Raw genomic sequence first — 26,932 nt, 5'->3', positions numbered from 1 at the left:
ACGGACGCTCAGCGCACGCCGGCGGTGGCGAGGTCGTAGCCGCTGTACGCCTGCATCACCAGCCCGTTGCGCAACCGCTGCCCGGCGATGAGCTGGATCCGCGTCTCGGCCAGCGGCACGTAGGCCGCCGTCCCCGCGGCCGCGGTGGCCACCTCCGCCCACGCGGCGCTCGCCGCGGCGGCGTCGGCCGCCGGCGCCCGGGCCGTGTCGACCAGCCCGTTGACGGCCGGGTCGTTCAGCCGGGCGTAGTTCGTGTTGCCGACGCTGCGCACGCTGCGCCCGTCGACCAGCGGCACCAGGAACGACCCCGGCGTGGGGAAGTCGGCGGTCCAGGTGGCGAGGACGATGCCGTAGCCGTTGGCGGCGACGTTGTCCGGCTTGCCGACGTCGGTGGCGTAGAACGTCGTCGGGTCCAGCGGCCGGACCTCGACCTCGATGCCGACCTCACCCAGCTGGCCGGCGATCGCGTTGGCCAGGTCCACGCTGCTCGGCGCGTTCGCGACGGCGAGGACGGTGGCGAACCCGTCGGGCCGCCCGCACGCCTCGAGCGCCGCGCGGGCCGCGTCCGGGTCGGCCCCCGGGTCCGCGTCCTCGGGTCCGCCGGGCAGCCCGCGCGGCCACAGCACCGAGCTGCGGACCGCGCTGCCCGCGCCGCCGAGCACCTCCTGCAGGTCGTGCCGGTCGACCGCGCTCGCCACCGCGCGGCGGCACTCGGGGTTGTCGAACGGCGCCACGTCGGTGGGCAGGGCGAGCAGCCGCGTGGCGCCGGTGGTGACGTCGTCCACCCGGTCGGACAGCGGCGGCTCGGCCTCGGACTCCTCCGCCACCCGGGCCGTGGTGGCCCGCTGCACGCCGGCGCCGGCGATGTCCACGTCGGCCGAGCCGGCCAGGATCGCCTGGTCGCGCTCCAGGCCGGTCAGGTTCGTGCGGACGACGACCTCGTCGGGCAGCGCCGTGCGGACCTCGTCGGTGGCCGGGTCCCAGTCGGGGTTGCGGACCAGCCGGATGCCGGTCTGCTCGTCGACCGTCTCGATCGCGTAGGGGCCGGACGACACGGGGTCGGCGCCGTAGCCGCCGCCGGTGTCCCGCTCGATCGGCACGGGGCTGCTCGACGGCAGCGCCAGGACGTACGGGAAGTCCGGCATCGGCGTGCGCAGGCGGAAGACCACCGTCCTGTCGTCGGGGGTCTCGATCGCAGCCAGGCCGAGCTTGTCCGGCGTCTCGTCCTGGTACGGCCCGGCATAGGGGTTGGCCGGGTCGTCGAGCAGGTCGACGACGTAGGTCGGCCCGCCGACGACGACCTCGGAGGCGAACGACCGCTCGATGCCGTACTTGACGTCCTTCGAGGTGATCGGCCGGGCCCCCTCGAACGCCACGCCCTCCTTGAGGGTGAAGATCCAGGTGGAGCCGCCGTCGGGGCTCTGGCCGGTGTCGGTGGCCAGGTCGGGCACGAGCCGGCCGGTGGCGCCGGGCTCGGGCGAGTAGGTGACCAGCGTGCGGACGTAGAGCCGCATCAGGTTCCACACGCCCGGCAGGTAGCTGCGCTGCGGGTCGAGGCTGTCGATCTGCGCCGCGACGACCCGCAGCGTGCCGCCGGTCTCGTCGGACGGGGCGCGGACGCCCTCGACGCCGGCGTCGGGGCCGCCGCCCTGCACCGGGACGTCGACCGTCCCCGCCCCGGCGCTGCAGCCGGCCGCCAGCGCCAGCGCCACCAGGCCGCCGAGCGCGCGACCGAGGATGCCCCTCACGACCTGCTGCCACTCCCCCTGCGCCGGGGCAACCGGCGGCGGTCAGCTGCCGTCGGCCGCGATCCGGCAGATCGATGCGAACTCGTCGGCGTCCAGGCTGGCGCCGCCGACGAGGGCTCCGTCGACGTCCGGTCCGGCCAGGATCCCGGCCGTGTTCCCGGCCTTGACCGACCCCCCGTAGAGGATACGGACGACCTCGGCCGTCTCCGGGCCGAACCGCTCGGCGAGCCGCGCCCGCAACGCCCCGCAGACCTCCTGCGCATCCTCCGGCGTGGCCACCTCACCGGTGCCGATCGCCCACACCGGCTCGTAGGCGATCACGACCTCGCGCACCTGCTCGACCGACAGCCCCGCCAGGGCGGCGTCGAGCTGGCCGGTGCAGTGGACGACGTGGCCGCCCTCCCGGCGGACCTCCAGGCCCTCCCCCACGCACAGGATCGGCGTCAGGCCGTGCTTCAGCGCCGCCTGCACCTTCCGCCCGACGAGGGCGTCGTCCTCCCCGTGCAGCGCGCGCCGCTCGGAGTGCCCGACGACGACGTACCGGCAGGCCAGCGCCGCGAGCATCGCGCCGCTGACCTCGCCGGTGTAGGCGCCGGAGTCGTGCACCGAGAGGTCCTGCGCGCCGTACCCGACCGGCAGCTTGTCGCCGGCCACGAGCGTCTGCACGCTGCGCAGCGCGGTGAACGGGGGGAGCACGACCGCCTCGGTCCGGTCCAGGACCTTCTCGGGCACCGTGAAGACGATCTTCTGCACCAGCCCGATCGCCTCGAGGTGGCTCAGGTGCATCTTCCAGTTGCCGGCGATGAGCGGGCGGCGCGCCATCAGTCCTCCAGCACGGTCAGGCCGGGCAGCTGCCGGCCCTCGAGGAACTCCAGCGAGGCCCCCCCGCCGGTGCTGATGTGCCCGAACGTGGACTCGTCGAGGCCGAGCTGGCGCACCGCGGCGGCGGAGTCGCCCCCGCCGACCACGGAGAGGCCGTCGACGGCGGCGACCGCGCGGGCCACGCCCTCGGTGCCGGCCGCGAACGGGGCCAGCTCGAAGACGCCCATCGGGCCGTTCCAGAAGACGGTCCGGGCGCCGGCCAGCTCGCCGGCGAACAGCTCCACCGTCCGCGGGCCGACGTCCAGGCCGAGCTGGTCGGCGGGGATGCCCTCCACCGGCACGGTGGTGGTCGAGGCGTCGGCGCTGAACTCCGGGGCGCAGACGACGTCGACCGGCAGCACGATCCGGTCGCCGGCGTCGGAGAGGAGCTTGCGGCAGGTCTCGACCTGGTCCTCCTCGAGCAGCGACTTCCCGACCTCGTGGCCCTGCGCCTCGAGGAACGTGAAGCACATGCCGCCGCCGACGAGCAGCCGGTCGACCTTGGGCAGCAGCGCCTCGATGACCGCCAGCTTGTCGCTGACCTTGGAGCCGCCGAGCACGACCACGTACGGCCGGTCGGGCTCGGTGGTGAGCTTCTGCAGCACCTCGAGCTCGCGGGCGACCAGCCGGCCGGCGAAGCGGGGCAGCCGCTCGGCGACGTCGTAGACGCTGGCGTGCTTGCGGTGCACGGCACCGAAGGCGTCGTCGACGTAGACGTCGGCCAGCGCGGCCAGCCGGTCGGCCAGCGCGCCGCGCTCGGCGTCGTCCTTCGACGTCTCGGCCGCCTCGAACCGGACGTTCTCCAGCAGGAGGACGTCGCCGTCGCCGAGGGCGGCGGCCTTCTGCTGCGCGTCCTCGCCGGCGACGTCGTCGGCCAGCGGCACGTCGGCCCCGAGGAGCTCGCCGAGCCGGGCCGCGACCGGGGCCAGGGAGAACTGCGGGTCCGGCGCGCCCTTGGGCCGGCCGAGGTGGGCGGCCACGACCACCCGGGCGCCGGCGTCGCGCAGCGCCTGCAGGGTGGGCAGGCTGGCGCGGATCCGGCCGTCGTCGGTGATCGCCCGGGTGCTCTTGTCCAGCGGGACGTTCAGGTCGGCGCGCAGGAACACGCGCCGACCCGAGACGCCCTCGGCGAGGAGGTCGTCGAGGGAACGCATCAGAGCGAGTTGCCCACCAGCTCGACGGAGTCGACGAGGCGGTTGGAGTAGCCCCACTCGTTGTCGTACCAGCCGAGCACCTTGGCCATCGGGCCGAAGACCTTGGTCAGCTTGGCGTCGTAGATGCACGACGACGGGTCGGTGACGATGTCCGAGGACACGATCGGCGCGTCGGTGTACTTGAGGTACCCGGCGAGCGGGCCGGCCGCGGCCTCGCGGTAGGCGGCGTCGATCTCGTCGGCCGAGGCCTCGCGGGACAGCTGGACGGTGAGGTCGGTGGCCGAGCCGGTGGGCACCGGGACGCGGACCGCGTAGCCGTCGAGCTTGCCGTTGAGCTCGGGCAGGACCAGGCCGATCGCCTTGGCGGCGCCGGTGGAGGTCGGGACCATGTTGAGCGCGGCCGCGCGGGCCCGGCGGAGGTCCTTGTGCGGGCCGTCCTGCAGGTTCTGGTCGGCGGTGTAGGCGTGGATCGTCGTCATCAGGCCGCGCTCGATGCCGAAGGCGTCCTGCAGCACCTTGGCCAGCGGGGCCAGGCAGTTCGTGGTGCAGGACGCGTTGCTGATGATCGTCTGCGAGCCGTCGTACTTGTCGTGGTTGACGCCCATGACGATGGTCAGGTCGTCGCCGGTGGCCGGCGCCGAGATGATCACCTTCTTGGCCCCGCCGGCGTCGACGTGCTTGCGCGCGTCGGCGGCCTTGGTGAAGAAGCCGGTGGACTCGACGACGACGTCGACGCCCAGGTCGCCCCACGGCAGGGCGGCCGGGTCGCGCTCGGAGAGCACCTTGATGGTGCTCCCGCCGACCTTGATGCCCTCGCCGTCGGCGCCGACGTCCTCGGGCAGGACGCCGAGGATGCTGTCGTACTTGAGCAGGTGGGCCAGGGTCTCGGGGCTGGTGAGGTCGTTCACCGCCACGATCTCGATGTCCTTGCCGCTGGCGGCGGCGGCGCGCCAGAAGTTGCGGCCGATGCGGCCGAAACCGTTGATGCCTACCCGGACCGTCACGAGGGGACCTCCATGCCTCTGTAGGAAGCGGTCGCGTCAGCGGGCCGCGCGCAGCGCACGGCCCCGCTCCGCGGAAACCCTATCGGGCGCGTCCGGAGGCGGCCCGGGTGGTCATGTGGTGAGCATGTCCTCGGTCACGGCGGACTCCGTGTCGGGGATGCCGAGGTCCTTGGCGCGCTTGTCGGCCATCGCCAGCAGCCGGCGGATCCGGCCCGCGACGGCGTCCTTGGTCATCGGCGGGTCGGCGCGCTGGCCGAGCTCCTCCAGCGAGGCCTGGCCGTGCTCGAGGCGCAGCCGGCCGGCCATGAGCAGGTGCTCGGGCGCGTCGCCGTTGAGGATCTCCAGCGCGCGCTCGACCCGGGCGCTGGCGGCGACCGCGGCGCGGGCCGACCGGCGCAGGTTGGCGTCGTCGAAGTTGGCCAGCCGGTTGGCCGTGGCCCGGACCTCGCGGCGCATCCGCCGCTCCTCCCAGGCCAGGACGGCGTCGTGGGCGCCCATGCGGGTGAGCAGCGCGCTGATCGCGTCGCCGTCGCGGACGACGACCCGGTCGGCGCCGCGGACCTCGCGGGCCTTGGCGGCGATGCCCAGCCGGCGGGCGGCGCCGACGAGCGCCATGGCGGCCTCCGGGCCGGGGCAGGTGACCTCGAGCGAGGACGACCGGCCGGGCTCGGTCAGCGAGCCGTGGGCGAGGAAGGCTCCGCGCCAGGCCGCCTCGGCGTCGCCGATGCTGCCCGAGACGACGGCCGGCGGCAGGCCCCGGACGGGGCGGCCGCGCTGGTCGACCAGGCCGGTCTGCCGGGCCAGGCCCTCGCCGTGCTTGGCGATGCGCACCAGGTAGCGCACCCCGCGGCGGATGTTGCCGCCGGCCAGCACGCTGACGCCGCTGGTGTACCCGTACACCTCGCTGATGTCGCGGCGCAGCCGTCGGGCGACCGAGCCGGTGTCCAGCTCGGCCTCGATGACCACCCGACCGCCGACGATGTGCAACCCGCCCGAGAAGCGCAGGAGCGCGGTCACCTCCGCCTTGCGCTCGGAGGTCTTGCTGCACTCCACCCGCGAGAGCTCGTCCTTGACCATCGCGGTCATCGCCATCTGCGGAGTTCCTTCCCCCTCGTACCGCCGTCGGGAACCGAGGTTCCGATACCCGATCGGGCAGCCTTACTCCTAGCGCGCATCGACCACCGAGGCCAGTGCTTCGGACAGCCGCTCCGGATCGTGCCGTGGTGCACCGTCGGGCTCGGCCACCGGGGCCAGCACGAGCTCGGCGCCGCACGCGCGCACCGCCGTTAGCAGACCATGCCGGTCAACAACCGATTCCTCATCGGCGATCACCGTGTGCAACGCCACTCCGCCGAGGTGCGCCTGCAGCACGCGGAGGTGCTCCTCCGGGCTGAAGCCGTCGGTCTCCCCTGGCTGCGGCTCGAGGTTGAGCACGACGACGACGTGGGCGTGGCAGACCGCCAGCGCCTTGCGCAGCCGCGGCACGAGCAGGTGCGGCAGCACCGAGGTGTACCAGGAGCCGGGCCCGAGCGAGATGACGTCGGCGGCGGCGATGGCGTCGAGGACGGCGTCGGGCACCGGCGGGTCGGGCGGCATCACGCGGATGTCGCGCACCCGGCCCGGGGTGGCCGCGATGGCGACCTGGCCGCGGATGGTGCGGTGCCGGGCGGGGTCGTCGGGGTCGACGCTCTCGACGCGGGCGACGAGGTCGAGCGGGACCGACGCCATGGGCAGCACCCGCCCGCGGGCGCCGAGCAGCTGACCGAGCTCGTCGAGCGCGCGCACGGCGTCGCCGCCGTAGAGCTCGGTGAGGCCGGTGAGCACCAGGTTGCCGACCGAGTGCCCGGCCAGCACGCCGCTGCCGCCGAAGCGGTGCTGCAGCAGCGCGGTCATCGACTGCGTGCGGTCGTCCTGCCCGGCGAGGGCCGCCAGCGCCATGCGGAGGTCGCCCGGGGGCAGGTAGGGCATCTCCCGGCGGATCCGGCCGGAGGAGCCGCCGTCGTCGGCGACGGTCACCACGGCGGTCAGGTGCCGGGTGAGCCGCCGCCACGCGGCCAGGGCGGCGGCCAGCCCGTGGCCGCCGCCGAAGGCCACCACCCGCGGTGGGGGCGGCGTCGTCGGCACCGGTGGCAGCGGCCCCGGGTACCGGCGGACCTCCCCCGCTCCGCCCGTCATCACTCGCGCCCGAGGTCGCGGTGGCGGGCCACCGCCGCCACGCCCTCGGCGGTGAGCCGGCGGGCGAACTCCTCGGCGATCGCCACGCTGCGGTGCTTGCCCCCGGTGCAGCCCACGGCCAGCGTCAGGTAGCGCTTGCCCTCGCGGCGGTAGCCGGGGACGAGCACGCGCAGCACGTCGGTGTAGCGGTCGAGGAACTCGCCGGCGTCGTCCTGGCCGAGCACGTAGTCGCGGACGTCGGGGTCCCGGCCCGTCTTGGGCCGCAGCTCCGGGATCCAGTGCGGGTTGGGCAGGAAGCGGGCGTCGACGACGAGGTCGGCGTCGAGCGGCAGGCCGTACTTGAAGCCGAAGCTGAGCACGGTCGCGGTCAGCGGCGGGGTCTGGCCGTCGCGCGCGAAGGCGTTCTCCAGGTTGGCCCGCAGCTGGTGCACGTTGAGGTCGCTGGTGTCGACCCACAGGTCGGCGTCGCCGGCGATGCCGGTGAGCAGCGCCCGCTCCGCCGCGATGCCGTCGCTGAGCCGGCCGTTGCCCTGCAGCGGGTGCTCGCGGCGGTTGGACTCGTAGCGGCGCACCAGCACCTCGTCGCGGGCGTGGACGTACAGCACCCGCGGCCGGTGGCCGGCCTCGGCGAGCACCCGGATGGCCTCCTGCAGGTCGCTGGAGAAGGCGCGGCTGCGCACGTCGACGACGGCGGCGAACCGGCGGAGGTCGCCGCGCGCCCCGAGCTCGACCATCGGCATCAGCAGCGCGGGCGGCAGGTTGTCGACGACGTACCAGCCGAGGTCCTCGAGCACCCGGCCGGCGGTGTTCTTGCCGGCGCCGGAGAGCCCGGTGACGACGACGACCTCGAGCGGCGGGGTCTCGGTGGACGCGGGGTCCAGCGGCGGCCGCACCTCGTCCTGGGGCACCTCTCCCAGCGTCACCGGGCGGCCCCCACGCGGCCGACCTCGGCGGTGTCGCCGGCGCCGGCCGTCGGTTCCCCGCGCTCGGCCGGCCCCTCGGGGGCGAGCGTGGACTCCTGGGGATCGGACGGCTCGGCGGACGGCTCGGCGATGGCGGCCTGCACCGCCTCCGCCGTCCGCCGTCCGATGCCGGGGACGGTCATGAGCTCCTCGAGGCTCGCCGCCCGCAACCTCTTGAGCGACCCGAACTTCTTCATCAGCGCCTTCCGCCGGGTGTCGCCGAGTCCCGGCACGTCATCCAACAGCGAGACCAGCATCGAGGTCGAGCGCTTCTGCCGGTGGTAGGTGATCGCGAAGCGGTGGGCCTCGTCGCGGACGCGCTGCAGCAGGTAGAGGCCCTCGGAGGTGCGTGGCAGGATCACCGGGTCGGGCTCACCGGGCAGCCAGACCTCCTCCATGCGCTTGGCCAGCCCGCAGACGGCGATGTCGACGATCCCGAGCTCGTCGAGGGAGCGGCTGGCCGCGGCCACCTGGGGCGCGCCGCCGTCGACGACGAGCAGGTTCGGCGGGTAGGCGAACCGGCGCGGCCGGCCCTCCTCCGCGGCGACGCCCTGCTCGTCCCGGCGGTCCTCCTCCTCCTTGAGGTGGCGGGCGAACCGGCGGCGGACCACCTCGGCCATGGCCGCGGTGTCGTCGGTGCCCTGCCGCACGGAGAACCGGCGGTAGTCGGACTTCTTGGGCAGGCCGTCCTCGAAGACGACCATGCTCGCGACGACGTCGGTCTGCTGCACGTGCGAGATGTCGATGCACTCGATGCGCAGCGGGGCGTCGGGCAGGTCGAGGGCCTCCTGCAGCTCGGACAGGGCGAGGCTGCGGGCGGTGAGGTCGCTGGCCCGCTTGACGCGGTGCCGGGCGAAGGCCTCCTTGGCGTTGCGCTCGACGGTCTCGAGCAGCGCCCGTTTGTCCCCCCTTTGGGGTACGCGCAGGCTCACCCGGCTGCCGCGCAGCTCGCCGAGCAGGTCCTCGTAGACGTCGGCGTCGTCGGGCAGCTCGGGGACGAGGACCTCGCGCGGCACCGACTCCCCCGCCGTCCCCGACTCGCCGGTCTCCTCGTCGACGCCGCCGTAGACCTGCAGCAGGAACTGCTCGACCAGCTGGCCGGTGGTGACGTCCTCGACCTTGTCGATGATCCAGCCGCGCTGGCCGCGGACCCGGCCGCCGCGGACGTGGAAGACCTGCACGGCGGCCTCGAGCTCGTCCTGGGCGAAGGCGACGACGTCGGCGTCGGTGCCGTCGCCGAGGACGACGGCCTGCTTCTCCATGGCCCGCTTCAGGGCGCCGAGGTCGTCACGCAGCCGCGCCGCCTTCTCGTACTCCATCGCCTCGGCGGCCTCGGCCATCTCGCGCTCGAGGCGCTTGACCATGAGGTCGGTGCGGCCGGCCATGAAGTCGACGAAGTCGTCGACGATCTGCCGGTGCTCGTCGGCGCTGACCCGGCCGACGCAGGGCGCGGCGCACTTGCCGATGTAGCCCAGCAGGCAGGGGCGGCCGATCTGGCCGGCCCGCTTGAAGACGCCGTTGGAGCAGGTGCGCGCCGGGAAGACGCGGGTGAGGGTGTCGAGGGTCTCGCGGATGGCCCAGGCGTGGGCGTACGGGCCGAAGTAGCGGACGCCCTTGCGCCTGGGCCCGCGCATGACCTGCAGCCGCGGGTACTCCTCGTTCAGCGTCACGGCCAGCGACGGGTAGCTCTTGTCGTCGCGGTAGCGGACGTTGAAGCGCGGGTCGAACTCCTTGATCCAGTTGTACTCGAGCTGGAGGGCCTCGACCTCGGTGCCGACGACGGTCCACTCGACGCTCGCCGCCGTCGTCACCATCTGCCGGGTGCGCGGGTGCAGCCCCGCGACGTCGGCGAAGTAGCTGTTCAGCCGCTGGCGCAGGCTCTTGGCCTTGCCGACGTAGATGACCCGGCCGCTGGGGTCGCGGAACTTGTAGACCCCGGGCGACTCGGGGATGGAGCCGACCGCCGGTCGGTACGTGGACGGGTCGGGCACGCGTCCACATTAGGTCGGTCGGGTGACACGCCGGTAATTCGGTGGACGCCGCCGCGATCCTGGCGGGGTGCGGATCACGTTCGAGCGGATGGCCGACCGGCGCCCGGTCGAGACGCTCGTCGAGCGGGACGACGGCGTGACCTTCCTGATGCGCGGCGCCGGCGGCGGTGCCGCGCTGCCGCACGACCTGGTGCACGCCCTGGTCGAGCGGGAGCTGGGCGTGCCCGACGGGATATGGGGCTGCGTCGCCGACGGCGTCGTCTGGGGCAGCATGCGGCACGTGTCGGGGCGGCAGCCCCCGCACGCCGCGGAGCGGTCGGCCCGGCTGAAGAAGGAGCGCGAGGCACGGATCACGGCCGCCGAGGGCCTGGCCGACGTCGTGGCGAGGCTGGCGCGGGGCCACGGGCTGCTGCCCGCGCAGCTGGCGCAGACCGGGCACGACCGGGCGGCGCTGGACCGGGCCGCGGCGGCGCTGCGGGCCGCGGAGGCCGAGTGGTCGGCGCGGGCGCCCGGCGAGCGCCTGACCGTCGAGTGGGCCGCCACCCGGCCGCGGGACGGACGCCGCCGTTGACACCGGCGCGACCCCGGGGCCAGCCTGGCCGCGCGGAGCGGGACGCCTCGGGAGCGGCGATGGGCGCACACGTGCGGGCCGGCGATCTCGACATCTGGACCGAGCAGGTCGGGCGTGGACCCGACGTGCTGCTCATCGGCGGCGCCGGAGACACGGTGGAGTCGTGGCAGCTCCAGCTCGACGGGCTGGCCGACCGCTACCGCCTGACCGCGTTCGACAACCGGGGAGCTGGGCGGACCGCCATGCCGCCGGGTCGACCGACGGTGGCGGCGATGGCCGACGACGCGGCGGCCGTGCTGGACGGTCTGGGGATCCGGTCGGCGCACGTAGCCGGCTTCTCCGGCGGCAGCATCGCCGCGCAGGAGCTGGCGCTGCGGCGGCCGGACCTGGTGCGCAGCCTGGTGCTGCAGGGCACCTGGGCCCGGCCGGACGCCTACCTGCGCACCTGGCTGCTCTCCGTCGGCCGGCTCGCGGCCACGGCGCCCGGCGAGCGGGAGTTCCTCGAGAGCTTCTTCCTCGACGTCTACACCCCCCGCGCCCACGGCGACGGCACGGTGGCGAGGTTCGTCGACGCGGCGATCGCCTTTCCGCACAAGCAGTCGGCGGAGGACCTGCGGCGCTACCTCGAGGCGTTGGTCGACCACGACACCACCGACCGGTTGCCCCACCTCGGCGCACCGACCCTCGTGCTGGCCGGCAGCGTCGACCTGGTGGGCCGTCCGGAGCTCGGCCGGGTCGTGGCCGAGCTCATCCCGGGCGCCGTGCTCGAGGTGCAGGAGGGCGAGGCGCACCAGCCGTTCCAGGAGGTCCCCGAGCGGTGGAACGCCCGGGTGGACGCGTTCTGGCAGGAGGTCGAGGGCCGGCTCACCGGATCGACGCGAGATCGCCCTCCAGCAGCGCTCGGTCCTCCGGGTCGGTGATCGCCTCCGCGGCCGCGCGGGCGTCGGCGAGGGCACGGTCGCGCGCCTCGGCATCGCCGGCGACGGCGGCGGCGCGGGCGAGCGCCTCGTGGGCGAACGCGAGGTCGAAGTCGCCGAGGCCGTGCTCGGAGCAGAGCTCCAGGCAGCGGCGGGCGTGGTGCGCGGCCGGCTCCGCGCGGCCGAGGACGGCGTAGACGCGGGAGCACTGCCACTCGCCGCGGGCCCGGTGGACCGCCGTGCCGGCCTGCTCCCAGTGGTGGCGGGAGGCGTGCGCCATGTGCAGCATGCGGTCGTCCTGGTCCGGGGTGCGGTCCTCGGTCTCCAGGAGCCGCCAGACGGCGTTGAACAGGTCGGCGGCGAGCCGCCGCTCGTCGGGCGCCGCCGGGGGCCGGTCGTCCGGCGGCGGGGCCGGGAGCGCCGGGTCCGGCGGCGACGGGTCGTCGTCCTGCTCCAGGTGGGCGAGGCGGTGCAGGTCGCCCTGGACGCGGGCGAGCCGGCTCTCCAGCCGGCGCCGGTGCCCGGCGAGGACCCGGGCGACGATGTCCGGGTCGCCGCCGGCGGCGAGGCACTCGGCCACGGCGTCGAGCGGGACGTCGACCGACCGGAGCCGGGCGATCAACCGGGCGAGGGGCAGCCGGTCGGGGGCGTACCAGCGGTAACCGGTGCCGTCGTCCACGCCGTCGGGCGGGAAGAGGCCGGTGCGGTCGTAGTGCCGCAGCGCCTTGGCGGTGGTGCCGGCCGCCGCGGCGAGCTGCCCGACGGTGAGCCTGGTCGTCTCCACACGGCGGACGCTAGGACGTTCCCGCGGGGGAACGTCCAGCTCCCGCGCTCACCCCAGCCGGTGGTCGAGCCAGGTGAGCAGGTCGGCGGTCACCTCGTCGCGGTTGGTCTCGTTGAAGACCTCGTGCCGGGCGTCCGGGTAGAGGCGCTGCTCCACCGGGAGGCCGCGGGTGCGGAACATGTCGGCCCTGGCGGTGACCTGGCTGCCGTCGGCCCTGCCGACCGGGTCGCGCCGGCCCGACAGGAGCAGGACGGGCAGCCCGTCGGGGAGGCCGGCGACGGCGTCCGAAGCGGCGACGGTCCCGGCGAGGTGCGGGCCGACGCCGACCGGGTCGGACAGCACCAGCCCGGCGAGGTCGTAGCCGTCCCGCTCGGCGGCGGCGAGCGCGATGATCGAACCCATCGAGTGCCCGAGGAGGATCTGGGGCACGCCGTCCGGCTGCCAGCGGCGGTAGCGGATCGGCACGTCGTCGTCGGCCTGCAGCAGCTGCACCTCCGCGGACGTCCCCATCCACTCCTCCCTCGTCATCCCTCCGGCGGGCTCTTCACCGCCAGGATCGGGCAGTCGACCTCCAGGAGGATGCGCTGGGCCGCGCTGCCCATGAGCAACTTGCCGACCGGCGTGCGCCGGCGCACGCCGATGACCAGGAGCTCGGCGCCGGTCTCGGCGACGACCTCGGACAGCTCCTCGGCGACGTCCCTGCCGCGCACCGGGCGGCGGAGCTCCGCCGCGACACCGGAGGCGGCCAGCTCGTCCTCCAGGGCGCGGACGGCGTCGCCCTGGACGTAGTCCTCGTCGACCAGGGCGTCGCCGCGCGAGGTGTTGACGACGACGAGCCGCGCCGCGCGCCGTCGGCACTCCGCCAGCGCGTGGGCCAGCGCCGCCCGCCCGCGCGGGTTGGGGACGTATCCGACGACGACGGTGCCGCTCACCGCTCGTCCTCGTCCGCGCCCGTGCGCACCCGCGGCTCCCGGTGCCGGAGGACGCCCTCCTGCTGGACCTCCTCGGGCGTGGCCCGGGGTCCGCGGACGGCGCGCAGCACGATCGGGGCGACCAGCGCGAGGACGGCGAGCGCGAGCACGATCCGGCTGAACCAGGTGTCGACGAGGACGCCGAGGTCGCCGCTGCTGATGGCCAGGGCCCGGCGCAGGTTGGTCTCGGCGATCGGGCCGAGGATGAGCCCGATGATCGCCGGCGCGACCGGCCAGCCGTAGCGGCGCATGAAGAAGCCCAGGACGCCGAGGACGAGCAGCAGGACGAGGTCGAGGGGGTCGGCGTTGACGGCGTAGCAGCCGAGGGAGGCGAACAGCAGGATGCCCGCGTAGAGGTACGGCCGCGGGATGCGCAGCACCTTCACCCACAGCGGGGCGAGCGGCAGGTTGAGCACGAGCAGCATCAGGTTGCCGATGAGCAGGGCGGCGATCAGCGTCCAGACCAGCGACGACTCGGTGCTGAGCAGGGTGGGGCCGGGCTGGATGCCGTAGCTCTGGAAGGCGGCGAGCAGGATGGCCGCGGTCGCCGACGTGGGCAGGCCGAGGGTGAGCAGCGGGACGAGCACGCCGGCCGCGGCGGCGTTGTTGGCCGCCTCGGGGCCGGCCACGCCCTCGATCGCGCCCTTGCCGAACTCGTCCTTGTGCTTCGACAGCCGGCGCTCGGTGGCGTAGGAGAGGAAGGTCGGGATCTCGGCACCACCGGCGGGGAGGGCGCCCAGCGGGAAGCCGTACGCCGTGCCGCGCAGCCACGGCGCCCAGGAGCGGCGCAGGTCCCGCCGGGTGAACCACGGGCCGGAGGCGCTGAGCACCTGCACGGGCCCGCGGCGGAGCCGGGAGGCGACGTAGAGGGCCTCGCCGACGGCGAAGAGCGCCACCGCCACGACGACGACGTCGATCCCGTCGGAGAGCTGCGGGATGCTGAGGGTGAACCGCTCCTGGCCGGTGAGGACGTCGGTGCCGACGAGGCCGAGGTAGAGGCCCACACCGAGGGAGGCCAGGCCGCGCAGCGGGGAGGAGCCGAGGACGGTGGCGACGGCGACGAAGGCCAGCACGCTGAGGGCGAAGTAATCGGCGGCGGTGATGCCGATGGCGAGGTCGACGACGGTCGGGGCGACCAGCGCGAGCAGCAGGGTGGCGATGGTGCCGGCGACGAAGGAGCCGATGGCGGCGGTCGCGAGCGCGGCCGCGCCCCGGCCGGCCTTGGCCATCCGGTTGCCCTCCAGCGCGGTCATGATCGAGCTCGACTCACCGGGGGTGTTGAGCAGGATCGACGTGGTGGAGCCGCCGTACATGCCGCCGTAGTAGATGCCGGCGAACATGATGAACGCGCTGGTTGGCTCGAGGACGTAGGTGATCGGCAGCAGCAGGGCGACGGTCATGGCCGGGCCGATGCCGGGGAGGACGCCGACCGCCGTCCCCAGGACCACGCCGATGAACGCGAACAGCAGGTTGACCGGGGTGAGGGCGTCGGCGAACCCGCTGAGCAGGTCGGTGAGCCCGCCCATCACAGCCACTCCGTGGCGAGCTCGAGCAGGACGCCGCCGGGCAGTGCGACGCCGAGCGCCTTGACGAAGACGAGCCAGACCACCACCGACGTGATGCCGCCGACGAGCAGCGGGCGGACGATGCCGCGGGCGCCGAGCGCCCAGGCGACGGTGGCGAACATGAGGGTGACGGCGAGCGGCCAGCCGATGACGTTGATCAGGAGGGCGTGCGCCAGGAAGGCGAGGGCGATGATGCCGACCGACGTCCAGGACGTGCCGGCGGTGGGGTCGACGTCCTCGCTCTCGTCGGCGGGGCCGCGGTCGCCGCGCCAGATGCGGTAGCCCAGGCCGAGGGCGGTGGCGACGACGAGGCCGCCGACGAGGTAGGGGAAGAAGCGCGGGCCGACGGTGTTGGCCGATCCCGGGACGGCGATGTTCGACGCGTCGAGGAGCAGGTAGACCCCGAGCGCCCCGAGCAGGACCGTCATGGCGAGCTCGCCGTTGTCGCGGCCCGTCGTCGGCGCGGTCACTCGACCAGGCCGATCTGCTCGAGGATGGGACGCACGCGCTGCACCTCCTCGGCGATGAACTCGCCGTAGTCGTCGCCGGTCAGCAGCAGGTCGTCCCAGCCGTTGTTCTCCAGGGCCTCCTGCCACTCGTCGCTGTCGTGGGCGTCGACGACGAGCTGGGTGAGGTCGTCGCGCGCCGCGGCGGACATCCCGGGCCGGGCCATGACCCCGCGCCAGTTGGAGACCTCGACGTCGAAGCCGGACTCGACGAGGGTGGGCACGTCGGGCACCTGACCGCTGCGCTCCGGGGTGGAGACGGCGAGGCCCTTGAGATCGCCGCTCTGGACCTGGGGGCCGTAGTCGGCGGTGCCCGAGATGCCGGCGGCGACCTGGTTGCCGAGCAGGGCCGCGAGGGACTCGCCGCCGCCGGAGTAGGCGACGTAGTTGATCTGCGCGGGGTCGATGCCGGCGGCCTGGGCGAGCAGGCCGGCGAGGATCTGGTCGGTGCCGCCGGCGGAGCCGCCCGCGATCGGGGTGTTCTCCGGATCGGCGGCCCAGACCTCGACGAAGCCTTCGATGTCGTCGTACGGGGCGTCGGCGGGCGCGACGATCAGCTCGGTCTCGCCGATCAGCCGGGCGATGGGGGTGACGTCCTCGAGCCGGGTCTCGGCGTCGTTGGTCTCGACGGCGCCGACCATGACCAGGCCCATCATCATGAGCAGCGCGTCGTCGTCCTCGCGGCCGAGCTGGCCGAGGCCGATGACGCCGCCGGCGCCCTCGACGTTGAAGACCTGGACGTTGCGCGCCAGGCCGCTGGTCTGGATGACGCGCTGCATCACGCGCGCGGTGGTGTCCCAGCCGCCGCCCGGGCTGGCCGGCGCCATGATCCGCAGCCGGGAGAGGTCGCCGGGCTGCACGACCGTGCCGGCGCAGGCGGGGAGCGCCCCCAGTGCCGGGGCCGCGACGACCCCGGCGAGGAACGATCGGCGGGACACGTGCACAGTTCGGCACCTCCGCATCGGACACCCCACCGCACCACAGCGCGCCGCATGGCGCGAACCGACGGATCCGTTCCGCGAGACGGGTGCGCCCGGGCTCAGAAGGGCCCGGCTCAGAAGGGCGGGGGCTCGGTGGTGGCGACCAGGCCGGACGGCGTGGTGACGGTCAGCCGGCCGTCGTGGGCGAGCTCGCGGGTCCAGCCGGGCGCCTGGTGCTTCCCGCGGTGGTCGCTCGTGCAGTAGCCGGTCAGGTTGGCGGCCGACGTGGCCCCGAGCGGGTACGGCACGTGGTGGTCCAGCTCGCCGGTGCGAACCCGCCGACGGCACCCGGGGAAGCGGCAGCGGCGGTCGCGGTGCCGCACGAACCGGTCGAGGGCGGCGCCGGGCCGGTAGCCGTCGGTCGGGTCGGGACGGCCGAGGCCGGTTCCGGTGGCCGCGGCGCGGCGCAGCCCCGGGAGATCCGTGAGCGACACGAGCACGCCGGAGAGGGCGTCGACCAGCGCGATCCGCGGCCGGTCGGCCAGCCCACCCCCCGACGAGCGCCGGAGGAGATCGGCGAGCGCCGCCCGGTCGGCATCGGCCGCCGCCCGCAGCGCGGCCAGTGCTGCGGTGGAGGCATCCACCCGGCCCGCCGCGCTCCCCCGCCACGCGGCCACGTCCGCCGCGTCGGCTCTGGCGGCCGTGCGTACCAACCGGCCGGCACGCGCCAGCGCCTGCGCGGCGGCGAGCTGCGCAGCCGAGGCATCGTGCACCGCCCGGTCGGCCGTCGCCCACCACCGGGAGGCGGGAAGCGGATCTTCCGGCGGCCGGTCGGCATCTGCGTCCGGCGGATCGGGGTCGCGGATCCGCCCGGCTTCGAACTCGGCCCACCACCGGTCCTGGGCCTCGGCCAGCAGCCGGTCCAGCTCCAGGTCGATCTCACCGCTCGCGGCCCGCCTCTCGGCCAGGGCGACCGCGACGTCGTCGGGCATCGGATCGGGGTCGTCGACCAGCCCGGCGTCGACCCGGCGCTGCCAGTCGGCCTCCCACTCCGCCAGGGGCGCCTGCATCTCCGGCTCCCACGGGTCCCAGCCCGGGTCGTCGATGAACCGGTCCTCCGCAGAGGGCTCGGGATCAGGTGTGCCGGCGTCGTCGGCGGCCGGACCGTCGGCGTCGGCGGCATCGGCATCGGCGAGGCGCTGGAGATCGGCAAGCGCACCCGCCCCCGGACCGGCGCCGGCGAGCGCGTCGAGCAGCTGCCGCGCGGTCTCGGCCGACACGACGCGGCCGTTCAGCTCGGCCGGGGTGTCCCCGCCCAGCGCCGTCTGCACGGCCATGACGAGCGTGAGCACCACCTGCACCGGCGGCACGTGGTTCTGCCCGGGCCGCAGCACCAGGTCCAGCAGCACGTCGAGCATCTTCTGGTCCCGCGTGCGGGTGTCCGCCGGGTCGGCCGGCAGCGCGTCGACGCAGGCGGCCAGGGCGGTGAGCAGCGCCTCGATCTCCGGCACCGTGCCGACCACGCGCAGCCCGGCCAGGCCCTCCCCACGCTCGCTCTGCCGGTGCACGCCCCGGACCCGGAGGGCCGTCAGCGCGCGCTGCGCTGCGTCGCGGGCGTTGCGGCGCTCGACCACGCGCAGCACCCTGTCGCCGAGCTGGGGCGGCGTCGTGATCGTCCGGTCCGCCGCGCGGTCGGCCACCCAGCGCAGCACCTCGGCCTCGATCTCCGCGCGCAGCTTGGGGTCGGCGACCACCGCCACGTGCTCCAGCAGCGGCCGGAGGTGCTCGGGGGTCAGCAGGCCGCCCTCGAGCGCCGCCAGGGCGCCGGGCAGCCTGTGCACCAGCGTCAGCGACTCCTCGAGCAGCCCTTCCGCGCGGACCTGGGTGCGGGTCAGGCCGATCGAGGCCTCCGGCGTCGCCCACTCGGACACGTCGCGCAGGAGGTCCGGCCGGGCCGCCCACCGCTCGGGGCTCATCGCACCCGGCTCTGCCTGCGCCCGGTCGGCCGCCGCCGGTCGCGACGCGGCGAACTCCGCCAGCTTGCGGGCCCGCAGCGCGTACATCCGGGCGATCTCGCGGTCCGCCGCCTGCGCCTCACCCAGGGCGCCCTCACCGAGGCCGACCTGCGGGGTGAACGCCGGCCACGCCGTGGACGCCCGCTCGGCCTCGATCCGGCGGTTGCGGGCCCGCGCCCGGCGCGCGGCCACGGCCTGTCCGTCCGCCAGGGTCGCCGCACCGCTCACGTGTTCGAACATACATTCGACAACATCGCCCGGCAAGCGGCTGTGGACAACGTCCGCTCAGGTCAGCGGCCTGTGGACAACCGCGACGCCCGAGCCGGCTCACGTGCCGCTGGTCGCCCATGGAGCAGGACACGGCACGCCCGGCCGCCGACTGGTGTGCTCGTGCGCTCGGCGCGCCACGGCCGGGACGCCCAGCAACGCCGGACGAGGTCCGGGTACGGCCCCGGCTCCCTCACGGAGGAGCCGGGGCCGCCGGTCAGCTGGCCTTCTTGCGCGCCCGGCGCTTCGGCGCGGCGGCGGCGTTGACCGCCTCCGGGTCGAGGATCCGGGCGAGGTACCGGCCGGTGTGGCTCTCCGGCACGGTGGCGACGAACTCCGGCGGGCCCTCGGCGACGACCGTGCCGCCGCGGAAGCCCCCCTCCGGGCCCATGTCGATGAGCCAGTCGGCGCTCTTGATGACGTCGAGGTTGTGCTCGATCACCACGACCGAGTTGCCCTTGTCGACCAGGCCCTGCAGCACGAGCAGCAGCTTGCGGATGTCCTCGAAGTGCAGGCCGGTGGTCGGCTCGTCGAGGACGTAGATCGACCGGCCGTTGGAGCGCTTCTGCAGCTCGCTGGCCAGCTTGACCCGCTGCGCCTCGCCGCCGGACAGCGTCGTCGCGGGCTGGCCGAGCCGCACGTACCCCAGGCCGACGTCGGTGAGGGTCCGCAGGTAGCGGGCGATCGCCGGGATGGCCGCGAAGAAGTCGGCCGCCTCCTCGATCGGCATGTCGAGGACCTCGGCGACCGTCTTGCCCTTGTAGTGCACCTCGAGGGTCTCGCGGTTGAACCGGGCGCCCTTGCAGACCTCGCACGGCACGTAGACGTCCGGCAGGAAGTTCATCTCGATCTTCAGCGTGCCGTCGCCGGAGCACGCCTCGCAGCGGCCGCCCTTGACGTTGAACGAGAACCGCCCCGGCTGGTAGCCGCGGATCTTGGCCTCGGACGTCTGGGCGAACAGCTTGCGGACGTGGTCCCACACGCCGGTGTAGGTGGCCGGGTTCGACCGCGGGGTGCGGCCGATCGGCGACTGGTCGACGTGGACCACCTTGTCGAGGTGCTCGAGGCCGGTGATCGTCCGGTGCCGGCCGGGCACCATGCGCGCGCGGTTCAGCTCGTTGGCCAGCGTGGTGTAGAGGATGTCGTTGACCAGCGACGACTTGCCCGATCCGGAGACCCCGGTGACGGCGCAGAAGACGCCCAGCGGGAACGTCACGTCGACGCCCTTGAGGTTGTGCTCGCGCGCGCCCTTCACCACCAGCTCGCGCCCCGGTTCCGGCTGACGCCGCTTCTCCGGGACGGCGATCTCCCTGCGGCCGGCCAGGTACGCGCCGGTCAGCGACCGCTCGCTGGCCAGCAGGTCCTCGACGGTGCCGCTGACGACGACCTCGCCGCCGTGCTCGCCGGCGCCGGGACCGATGTCGACCACCCAGTCGGCGGTCTTGATCGTGTCCTCGTCGTGCTCGACGACGATGAGCGTGTTGCCCATGTCGCGCAGCCGGACGAGCGTCTCGATCAGCCGCGTGTTGTCGCGCTGGTGCAGGCCGATCGACGGCTCGTCGAGCACGTAGAGGACGCCGACCAGCCCCGACCCGATCTGCGTGGCCAGCCGGATGCGCTGCGCCTCGCCACCGGCCAGGGTGGCCGCCGGCCGGTCGAGCGACAGGTAGTCGAGGCCGACGTCGACGAGGAAGGACAGCCGCGCCTGGATCTCCTTGAGCACGCGGTCGGCGATCGCCCGCTCGCGGTCGCCGAGCTCCAGCGCGCCGAGCCACTGCGAGGCCTCGCCGATCGAGAGGTTGGTGACCTCGGCGATCGAGCGCCCGCTGAGCTTGACGGCGAGGATCTCCGGCTTGAGCCGGGTGCCGTGGCACACGGGACAGGGCACGTCGCGCATGTAGCCCTCGTACTTGTCCCGCATGTAGTCGCTGTCGGTGTCCTCGTGCCGCCGCTCGAGGAACGGCAGCACGCCCTCGAACGCGGCGTAGTAGCTGCGCTGGCGGCCGTAGCGGTTCTTGTAGCGGACGTGCACCTGGTCGGGCGAGCCGTGCAGGACCGCCTTCTGCACCTTGGCCGGCAGCTGCTCCCACGGGGTGTCCATCGAGAAGCCCAGCTGGTCGGCCAGGCCGGTGAGCAGCCGCTGGAAGTACTCGTTGCTCATCGAGCCGGCCCACGGCGCCACCGCGCCCGCGCCGAGGCTCTTCTCGGGGTCGGGGATGACGAGGTCGGGGTCGACCTCCTTGCGGGTGCCGATGCCGGTGCACTCGGGGCAGGCGCCGAACGGCGAGTTGAACGAGAACGATCGCGGCTCGAGCGCCTCGAACGACAGGCCGTCGTCGACGCAGGCCAGGTGCTCGGAGAAGGTCCGCTCGCGGTACGGGTCGTCGTCCGGGAGGTCGACGAAGTCGAGGACGACGAGGCCGCCGGCCAGGCCCAGCGCCGTCTCGACCGAGTCGGTCAGCCGCCGCTTCGCGCTCTCCTTGACGGTGAGGCGGTCGATGATGACCTCGATCGAGTGCTTCTCCTGCTTCTTGAGCTTCGGCGGCTCGGTGAGCGGGTGCACCACACCGTCGACGCGCACGCGGGAGAAGCCCTGCGTCTGCAGCGAGCTGAACAGGTCGACGTACTCGCCCTTGCGCGCCCGGACGACCGGGGCGAGCACCTGGAACCGGGTGCCCTCCTCCATGGCCAGCACCTGGTCGACGATCTGCTGCGGGGTCTGCCGCGAGATCGGCTTGCCGCAGTTGGGGCAGTGCGGCTGGCCGGCGCGGGCGTAGAGCAGCCGCAGGTAGTCGTAGACCTCGGTGATCGTGCCGACGGTCGACCGCGGGTTGCGGTTGGTCGACTTCTGGTCGATCGACACCGCCGGGGACAGGCCCTCGATGAAGTCGACGTCGGGCTTGTCCATCTGGCCGAGGAACTGGCGGGCGTAGGCCGACAGCGACTCGACGTAGCGGCGCTGGCCCTCGGCGAAGATCGTGTCGAAGGCGAGGCTGGACTTGCCGGAGCCGGAGAGGCCCGTGAACACGATCAGGGCGTCGCGGGGCAGGTCGAGGTGGACGTCCTTGAGGTTGTGCTCGCGGGCGCCGCGGACGACGAGGCGGTCCATGTGTTCCCTGTCGGTCGCTGGGCGGGTGAGTCGGTGTGGAGCTGTGGCGGTGCAGGCAGGCGCACCCGGACGGACGGCGGCCGGGCCGCGCACGCGGGTGCTGCTCAGACGGGTGCCGCGGCCGGTGACGCGGCGGGGTCGAAGACCGGCGCGTGACGGCGCCACGGCCGCCGGCGTTCCAGCTCTCCGGCCAGCCAGAGTAGTCGTCCTTCGGCGCCCGGGGGGCCGACGAGCTGGACCGACAACGGGTGTCCCTCCGGCCCCACGCCGGCAGGGAGGGCGAGGGCGGGCAGGCCCGTGACGTTCCACGCTGCCGTCCACGGGGCCCACCGGGCGTTGGCGGTGACGTTGGCCACGAAGCCTCGCTCGTGCCACGGCCGTGCGGGCAGCGGCGGACCGGTCGTCACGGGGCTGAGGAGCAGGTCGACGTCCTCGAAGAAGGCGATCGTCCGCTCCCGGAACCGCTCGGCGGTCGACGGGCGCACCAGGCCCGCCCGGCGCACGAGCCGGCCGACCCGGGCGTGCGCGCGACTGCGCGGCTGCAGCAGCGTCCGGTCGACCTCGAGGGCCGCCGCGTCCACGTCGGCACCCGCCATCCAGCGCGCCACGGTCCCGAGCGCCACGGCAGGAGGAACAACGGGGTTGCGCCGGACGACCACGTGGCCGGCGTCCCGGAGCGCCGTCACGGTGGCATCGACGGCGGCCGACGTCGCCGCGTCGGCCCGGAGCCCGGGCAGGGGCGAGCGGGTGGAGACGGCGATGCGCAGCGGGCGACCGGGAGCGGCCGGAGACGTCGGCTCCTCCCCGGCCAGGACCGCCGTGCCCAGGACGAGGTCGCCGACCGTCGTCGCCAGGACGCCGTTCTCGACCATGCCGAACCAGTCGTTGGCCAGCGTCGGGACGACGCCGCGCCCGGGCTTGAGCGTCACCAACCCGCAAGCGGCCGCCGGCAGGCGCAGGGAACCCATGCCGTCGTTGCCGAGCGCGACGGGCACGCTGCCCGAGGCGACCGCGGCCGCGCTGCCGCCGGAGCTGCCGGCCGGCGACCGCGCGGTGTCCCAGGGGTTGCGGCTGACCGCGCCGGGTGCGTCGGTCGCGGCGTAGAGACCGAGCTCAGGCATGCGGGTGATGCCCACGACGACCCCTCCCGCGGCCCGCACCCTCGCGACGACGGCGTGGTCCGCGGCGGCGGGCTCGTGGGCGCAGGCCGCTGTGCCGACGGTGCAGGTCTCCCCGGCGACGGGGATGTTGTCCTTGACCCCGATCGGGACCCCTGCCAGGGCCAGCGAGGCGCGACGGGGATCGGCGTCGACGGCGGCGGCCTCGGCGAGCGCGGCCTCGGCGCGCACCACCCGGAAGGCCCCGATGCGGGCGTCGACCGCGGCGATGTGGTCGAGGTGCGCGCGGACCACGTCGACCGCCGTCAGGTCGCCGGAACGCACCCGTGCGGCGATCTCGGTGGCCGGCAGACCGACGACCTGAGCAGCGCCCGGAGACCCGCTAGCGTCCATGACAGAGGAACCTAACCGCGGCCGCTGACACTTTCCGATCGGAGTCCAGATGACCTACACCGGCGACGTCGAGGTGGGCGGACCGGCCGACGTCCGGGAGCTGCCCGGGCTGACCATCACCAAGCTCGCCGTCTCCGAGATGGCCAACAACGTCTACCTGCTGCGCGACGCGCAGACCGGCGAGGCGCTGCTGGTCGACGCCGCGGCCGAGCCCGGGAAGCTGCTGCAGCTGGTCGAGGGCGTCGACGTCCGGACCGTCGTCACCACGCACGGGCACTGGGACCACCACCGCGCCCTGCCCGAAGTGGTCGAGGCGACCGGCGCCGTCACGGTGGCCCACCCCGCCGACGCCGGCGACCTGCCCGTCCCGGTGCAGCGGCCGGTCGAGCACGGCGACACGGTGACCGTGGGCGGGCAGACCCTCGAGGTGGTGCACCTGCGCGGGCACACCCCGGGCAGCATCGCGCTGGTCTGGCGCGGGCCGGAGGGCGCGGGCACGCACGTCTTCACCGGCGACAGCCTGTTCCCGGGCGGTCCTGGGAGGACGACGAATCCGGCCGACTTCACGTCACTGATGGACGACCTCGAGGAGCGGATCTTCGGTCGCCTGGACGACGACACGTGGTTCTACCCCGGGCACGGCAAGGACAGCACCCTCGGCGCGGAGCGGCCACAGATCGCCGAATGGCGGGCGCGCGGCTGGTAGTCGCTGCCCCTCAGCCGGCCGCTCGGGACACCGACGCGCGCCCAGTTGGCGGCGTCAGGACGGGTTTCGAGCCCCTGACCATCGACGTCAGGTCCACGTGTGCAACCGGATGGCGCTCAGGGCCTTCGACGGAATGCCATGAAGGCGGGGGCCTCCCCGGAGCACGCTTGCGGGAGAGAGCCGGCGAGCGTGACGGATGGAGGCCCGGTCCGGATGACCGGCACCTGGGTGCTGGCCGAGCTGTCCCGGCGGGATCTGGTGCCGGCGATCTGGCTGCCCGATCCGGCGGTGCGGGCAGAGCGGGAGCGCGAGCACGCCTACGTGCCGCTACTGATGACCACCCGGGGGATCGGCTGGGTGGTTCGTCACCATCATGTCGCCGGCCGGCGTGACCTTCCACGAGCGGGGCGGCCGACCCCGGGTCGGCCCGATCGTGGTGGCCTTCGATCGGCTGCGGCGGCGAGACGCTCTGATGCGGCGCCCGCCCACTGCTCGACTCCGCGCTGGACATCCTGGGATGGGCGGACGAGAACCTGCACTGGGTCAGCCGCGCGTTGTCGTGGAAGGTCTGGATGTACTGCCCGGAGACGCCGGTGCAGCGTCGACGGTGGCACGTCCCGGCTCGGCCGCCGACCTCGAAGCGCCGAGGGTGATGATGAGACCCGCACCGCGGCGTCACCCCAGGAGGACTGTGATGGCTGACATGGACAAGCTCGACGCGCCGAGCCGGCACCTGCTCGCGCAGGACGCGGATGCGGGCTCCGAGGCGGAGGTGGGCATCCTCCTCCGGGGACGCGGCGCTTTCACCGAGAGTCAGCTCGATGCGCTCCGTGCCGACGGGGCCGAGGTCCGCACCGTGGCCGGCGACGTGCTCAGCGCGAGCGTCGCACCGACGTCGCTACCCGCCCTGGCGAGGCACGACTTCGTCACGCAGGTCCAGCTCTCCCAGCCGCTGCGCCCCGAGGACGGCCATCTGGGAGCGGCGTCCTTCTACGACACCGAGTAGGGCATCGCGGGGACGCCGGCCAGAAGTCCCACCGGGGGTACCGAGCCCGGACACGCCACCCGCAGACAGGCGGCACCGATGCCGGCGAGCCCGAGGAGGAGTCCGCTGGACTCGGAGCCGTCCACGGTGCCGCACGTCCAGCTCCCGTCGGTCGCCACGGTGGCCAGTGCCAGATCGACGACGCGCACGGCGGCCTCGCGGTGTTCGTCGACGCCGAGGACCTCCGCGGCGTGGACGAGCAGATCGACCGCCCCCATGACGCCATGACAGACCGAGAAGTCCACCCGGCGGGGTCTCGGGGTGCGCACGCCAGCCGACAGGAGCCCGGCCAACGCGGTGTGGACGGAGGCCAGCGCAGCCCCGGCCTCGGCCTCGAGGCGCGGTCCGGGGGCGAGTTGGATGCCGCGCAGCCGGGTCAGCCCGATGCCGACGCTCCCCCGGCACCAGGAAAGGCCGGTGAGCTGACGGGTCTGCGGATCTCGCCAGCCACACGAATCGCGGTCGAACCATGCGTGCTCGAACGCCAGGGCGTCCCTGACGACGTCCCCGAAGCGCTCGGTCGCGCCGGTCGAGGCGAACTCCAGCATCGCGCGGGCGACACCCGAAGCGCCGTGGGCCATCCCGACCGGATGCACGGGCTCCCTGCCGAATCGCGTGGCTGCTGGCCGGTTCGCACTCCCGGGGCCGGTCGGGTCCGGCTGCGGCCACGCCACGCCATGGGGCATGGGATCGGCTGCCGTGGCCAACCCTGCCGCGATGATTCGAGACCGCTCCCCGACCGGTTCGCCGCGGAGAGCGGCCAGCGCGACGAGCGCGAGCAGGTTTCCCGCGGTACCGCCGAGCAGGTCGTGACCGGCGTGGCCGGTGGCCGGCAGGCGGGACTGCACGGCGGGGACCAGGCCGAGGGCTCGCTCGACCAACTCGGGCTCGTCCAGGAGCGTGCCCACGGTGGCCACCCCCCAGAGAGCGCCCAGATCCCCGGCGTACAGCCCGCTGCGGGGAAGGCGCCGGTGCGCGACCCGGTCCACGGCGTGGCGGGCCGCCCCCGTGGCTGTTCGGGCAGGACGAGCGTCCCCCGTGACGGCGCCGACGTGCCCGAGGAACCAGGCCACCCCCGCCGTCCCCTCGTACAGATCCGCGTCCATCGGGACACCGCCCGGCCCCGTCCACGTGCAGAGTCCGTCCCGCCACTCGGCATCGTCGCAGATGCGCCGGGCGAGCCGCCGAGCGGCCTCGAGCGCGTTCACCTCGGCTCCTCGACGGGCCATGGATACTCGCGGCTCGAACCCGGGTTGCGCCACGGCGCGTCCGCGTCGACGCCGACGGCACCCAAGGCCGCCCGGGCAGCGGTGGAGAGCACCTCCACATCGGTCACCCCTGCCCGCCGGCTCTCCGCGAGCGCGCCTGCGACGGCGCGGCAGCGGTGGGTGCCGAAGCTCTGGTCGCCGGGGTCCTCCGCCAGGGCGAGTCCGGGGGCGAGGTCGAGCGTGAGGGCCGGGATCCGCGCCCTGAGCCACGGCCTGACGCGTCGGTGGGCGGCGACGACACCCGCCCTCGCCGCAGGCCACTGGGCCGAGGGCAGGAACAGCACCACGGCGTCCGGCCGCCGGCACCGATCGGCATCGAGCGGACACTTGAGCACGTAGCGGCCGGCCGGGTCGAGACATGCGGTCACGCCCGCGACGACCCGGCAGAGCTGCGGGGGGTCGACCGACCAGTACAGCCGGACCAGCGGCTCTGCGACGGGTGCCAGGGTCCAGCCCCGACTCATGCTGGTCCACCAGCCTGGGAGGACGTCGACCGAATCACGCCGGGCACACACCCGGACCAGCGCCCCCGGCGTCGGACGCAACCCCACCCGGCCGGGGAAGACCAGATCCGCCGGGGCGACCCAGCGAACCTCCTCCTCGCAGGCCACGGGAACATGCCAGGGCGAAGGTGCGCCGCCCATGCGCCCGGGTGCCTCGGTGGCGTCCAGAACCCGCCATCCCGGTTCGAATCGGCCACTGGCCGCGTCGGCCGCACGCAGGTGAGCAGCCCCTTCCTCCGGGCCGAGACCGTGGCCTTCACCAGCGGCGGGTGCGTACCAACGGTCGTAGAGCCGTTCCGCGAGGTCCGCGGTGGTCGGCGCGTCCAGGGCGACCCGGGCCGCGGCGCTGAGCTGGGCGTCGTACGGCGGCACGCGGCCG

At 74.4% G+C, this 26,932-nt stretch carries 23 protein-coding genes; 4 read left to right on the top strand and 19 right to left on the bottom strand.

Annotation, left to right across the window (positions count from 1 at the left end):
* Positions 1-8: 8 nt before the first annotated feature.
* The 8 genes from ACI797_RS09020 to uvrC form a co-directional block, all read right to left on the bottom strand.
* Positions 9-1,748 carry an ABC transporter substrate-binding protein gene (locus ACI797_RS09020; RefSeq protein WP_456858283.1) on the bottom strand — a complete coding sequence of 580 codons (1,740 nt, stop codon included), beginning with the start codon at positions 1,746-1,748 and terminating at the stop codon, positions 9-11.
* 42 nt (positions 1,749-1,790) lie between these two features.
* Entirely contained in the window at positions 1,791-2,570 is a 780-nt protein-coding gene (gene tpiA / locus ACI797_RS09015; RefSeq protein ID WP_456858282.1) for a triose-phosphate isomerase, read from the bottom strand.
* Positions 2,570-3,763: a phosphoglycerate kinase gene (locus tag ACI797_RS09010; protein ID WP_456858281.1), complete on the bottom strand. Its 1,194-nt coding sequence runs from the start codon at positions 3,761-3,763 to the stop codon at positions 2,570-2,572. Before ACI797_RS09010 ends, tpiA begins: the two co-directional genes overlap by 1 nt.
* A complete protein-coding gene (gene gap, locus ACI797_RS09005) occupies positions 3,763-4,767 on the bottom strand; it encodes a type I glyceraldehyde-3-phosphate dehydrogenase (RefSeq protein WP_456541556.1) in 1,005 nt (334 codons plus the stop codon). The genes ACI797_RS09010 and gap overlap by 1 nt, the downstream gene beginning before the upstream one ends.
* 111 nt (positions 4,768-4,878) lie before the next feature.
* Positions 4,879-5,859: a DNA-binding protein WhiA gene (gene whiA, locus ACI797_RS09000; RefSeq protein ID WP_456541557.1), complete on the bottom strand. Its 981-nt coding sequence runs from the start codon at positions 5,857-5,859 to the stop codon at positions 4,879-4,881.
* A gap of 72 nt (positions 5,860-5,931) precedes the next feature.
* Entirely contained in the window at positions 5,932-6,942 is a 1,011-nt protein-coding gene (locus tag ACI797_RS08995; protein ID WP_456858280.1) for a gluconeogenesis factor YvcK family protein, read from the bottom strand.
* Positions 6,942-7,850, bottom strand: a complete 909-nt coding sequence (rapZ, locus tag ACI797_RS08990) for an RNase adapter RapZ (protein WP_456858279.1) — start codon at positions 7,848-7,850, stop codon at positions 6,942-6,944. The genes ACI797_RS08995 and rapZ overlap by 1 nt, the downstream gene beginning before the upstream one ends.
* 11 nt (positions 7,851-7,861) lie before the next feature.
* Complete coding sequence (gene uvrC, locus ACI797_RS08985; RefSeq protein WP_456858278.1) at positions 7,862-9,895, bottom strand: excinuclease ABC subunit UvrC; 2,034 nt, start codon at positions 9,893-9,895, stop codon at positions 7,862-7,864.
* Between the two features lie 67 nt (positions 9,896-9,962).
* Here uvrC and ACI797_RS08980 point away from each other — a divergent pair, with 67 nt between their 5' ends.
* Complete coding sequence (locus ACI797_RS08980) at positions 9,963-10,466, top strand: hypothetical protein (protein ID WP_456858277.1); 504 nt, start codon at positions 9,963-9,965, stop codon at positions 10,464-10,466.
* Between the two features lie 59 nt (positions 10,467-10,525).
* The gene (locus tag ACI797_RS08975; protein WP_456858276.1) at positions 10,526-11,386 is read left to right on the top strand and encodes an alpha/beta fold hydrolase; all 861 of its coding nucleotides are present in this window, start codon (positions 10,526-10,528) and stop codon (positions 11,384-11,386) included.
* On the opposite strand, the gene ACI797_RS08970 is transcribed toward ACI797_RS08975, so the two are convergent.
* The 9 genes from ACI797_RS08970 to ACI797_RS08930 all read right to left on the bottom strand — a co-directional run bounded on the left by ACI797_RS08970 (position 11,331) and on the right by ACI797_RS08930 (position 23,031).
* The gene (locus ACI797_RS08970) at positions 11,331-12,167 is read right to left on the bottom strand and encodes a MerR family transcriptional regulator (protein ID WP_456858275.1); all 837 of its coding nucleotides are present in this window, start codon (positions 12,165-12,167) and stop codon (positions 11,331-11,333) included. The genes ACI797_RS08975 and ACI797_RS08970 overlap by 56 nt on opposite strands.
* Positions 12,168-12,215: 48 nt before the next feature.
* Positions 12,216-12,677, bottom strand: coding sequence for an alpha/beta hydrolase (locus ACI797_RS08965; RefSeq protein ID WP_456858274.1), 462 nt, complete (start codon positions 12,675-12,677; stop codon positions 12,216-12,218).
* 14 nt (positions 12,678-12,691) lie between these two features.
* Positions 12,692-13,099, bottom strand: a complete 408-nt coding sequence (locus ACI797_RS08960) for a universal stress protein (RefSeq protein ID WP_456858273.1) — start codon at positions 13,097-13,099, stop codon at positions 12,692-12,694.
* Positions 13,096-14,664 carry a tripartite tricarboxylate transporter permease gene (locus ACI797_RS08955; RefSeq protein WP_456858272.1) on the bottom strand — a complete coding sequence of 523 codons (1,569 nt, stop codon included), beginning with the start codon at positions 14,662-14,664 and terminating at the stop codon, positions 13,096-13,098. Before ACI797_RS08955 ends, ACI797_RS08960 begins: the two co-directional genes overlap by 4 nt.
* Positions 14,664-15,173 carry a tripartite tricarboxylate transporter TctB family protein gene (locus ACI797_RS08950; RefSeq protein WP_456858271.1) on the bottom strand — a complete coding sequence of 170 codons (510 nt, stop codon included), beginning with the start codon at positions 15,171-15,173 and terminating at the stop codon, positions 14,664-14,666. Before ACI797_RS08950 ends, ACI797_RS08955 begins: the two co-directional genes overlap by 1 nt.
* Positions 15,170-16,147 (bottom strand): Bug family tripartite tricarboxylate transporter substrate binding protein, encoded by a 978-nt coding sequence (locus ACI797_RS08945; RefSeq protein ID WP_456858270.1) that lies wholly within the window; start codon positions 16,145-16,147, stop codon positions 15,170-15,172. The genes ACI797_RS08950 and ACI797_RS08945 overlap by 4 nt, the downstream gene beginning before the upstream one ends.
* A 116-nt stretch (positions 16,148-16,263) precedes the next feature.
* Complete coding sequence (locus tag ACI797_RS08940) at positions 16,264-18,372, bottom strand: HNH endonuclease (protein WP_456858269.1); 2,109 nt, start codon at positions 18,370-18,372, stop codon at positions 16,264-16,266.
* A 256-nt stretch (positions 18,373-18,628) separates the two neighbouring features.
* Entirely contained in the window at positions 18,629-21,520 is a 2,892-nt protein-coding gene (gene uvrA, locus ACI797_RS08935; RefSeq protein WP_456858268.1) for an excinuclease ABC subunit UvrA, read from the bottom strand.
* Between the two features lie 104 nt (positions 21,521-21,624).
* Positions 21,625-23,031: an amidase gene (locus ACI797_RS08930; RefSeq protein WP_456858267.1), complete on the bottom strand. Its 1,407-nt coding sequence runs from the start codon at positions 23,029-23,031 to the stop codon at positions 21,625-21,627.
* 49 nt (positions 23,032-23,080) lie between these two features.
* Here ACI797_RS08930 and ACI797_RS08925 point away from each other — a divergent pair, with 49 nt between their 5' ends.
* Positions 23,081-23,737 carry an MBL fold metallo-hydrolase gene (locus ACI797_RS08925; protein ID WP_456858266.1) on the top strand — a complete coding sequence of 219 codons (657 nt, stop codon included), beginning with the start codon at positions 23,081-23,083 and terminating at the stop codon, positions 23,735-23,737.
* Between the two features lie 703 nt (positions 23,738-24,440).
* Positions 24,441-24,743, top strand: a complete 303-nt coding sequence (locus ACI797_RS08920) for a hypothetical protein (RefSeq protein ID WP_456858265.1) — start codon at positions 24,441-24,443, stop codon at positions 24,741-24,743.
* On the opposite strand, the gene ACI797_RS08915 is transcribed toward ACI797_RS08920, so the two are convergent.
* Positions 24,728-25,990, bottom strand: a complete 1,263-nt coding sequence (locus ACI797_RS08915) for a lanthionine synthetase LanC family protein (protein ID WP_456858264.1) — start codon at positions 25,988-25,990, stop codon at positions 24,728-24,730. The two genes, ACI797_RS08920 and ACI797_RS08915, sit on opposite strands and share 16 nt — an antisense overlap.
* Positions 25,987-26,925: a T3SS effector HopA1 family protein gene (locus tag ACI797_RS08910; RefSeq protein WP_456858263.1), complete on the bottom strand. Its 939-nt coding sequence runs from the start codon at positions 26,923-26,925 to the stop codon at positions 25,987-25,989. Before ACI797_RS08910 ends, ACI797_RS08915 begins: the two co-directional genes overlap by 4 nt.
* Between the last annotated feature and the right edge of the window lie 7 nt (positions 26,926-26,932).

This window comes from Geodermatophilus sp. SYSU D00691 (assembly GCF_054050275.1).
Note: the sequence above shows the minus strand (reverse complement) of the source record. Positions and strands in the feature narration are given on the sequence as shown.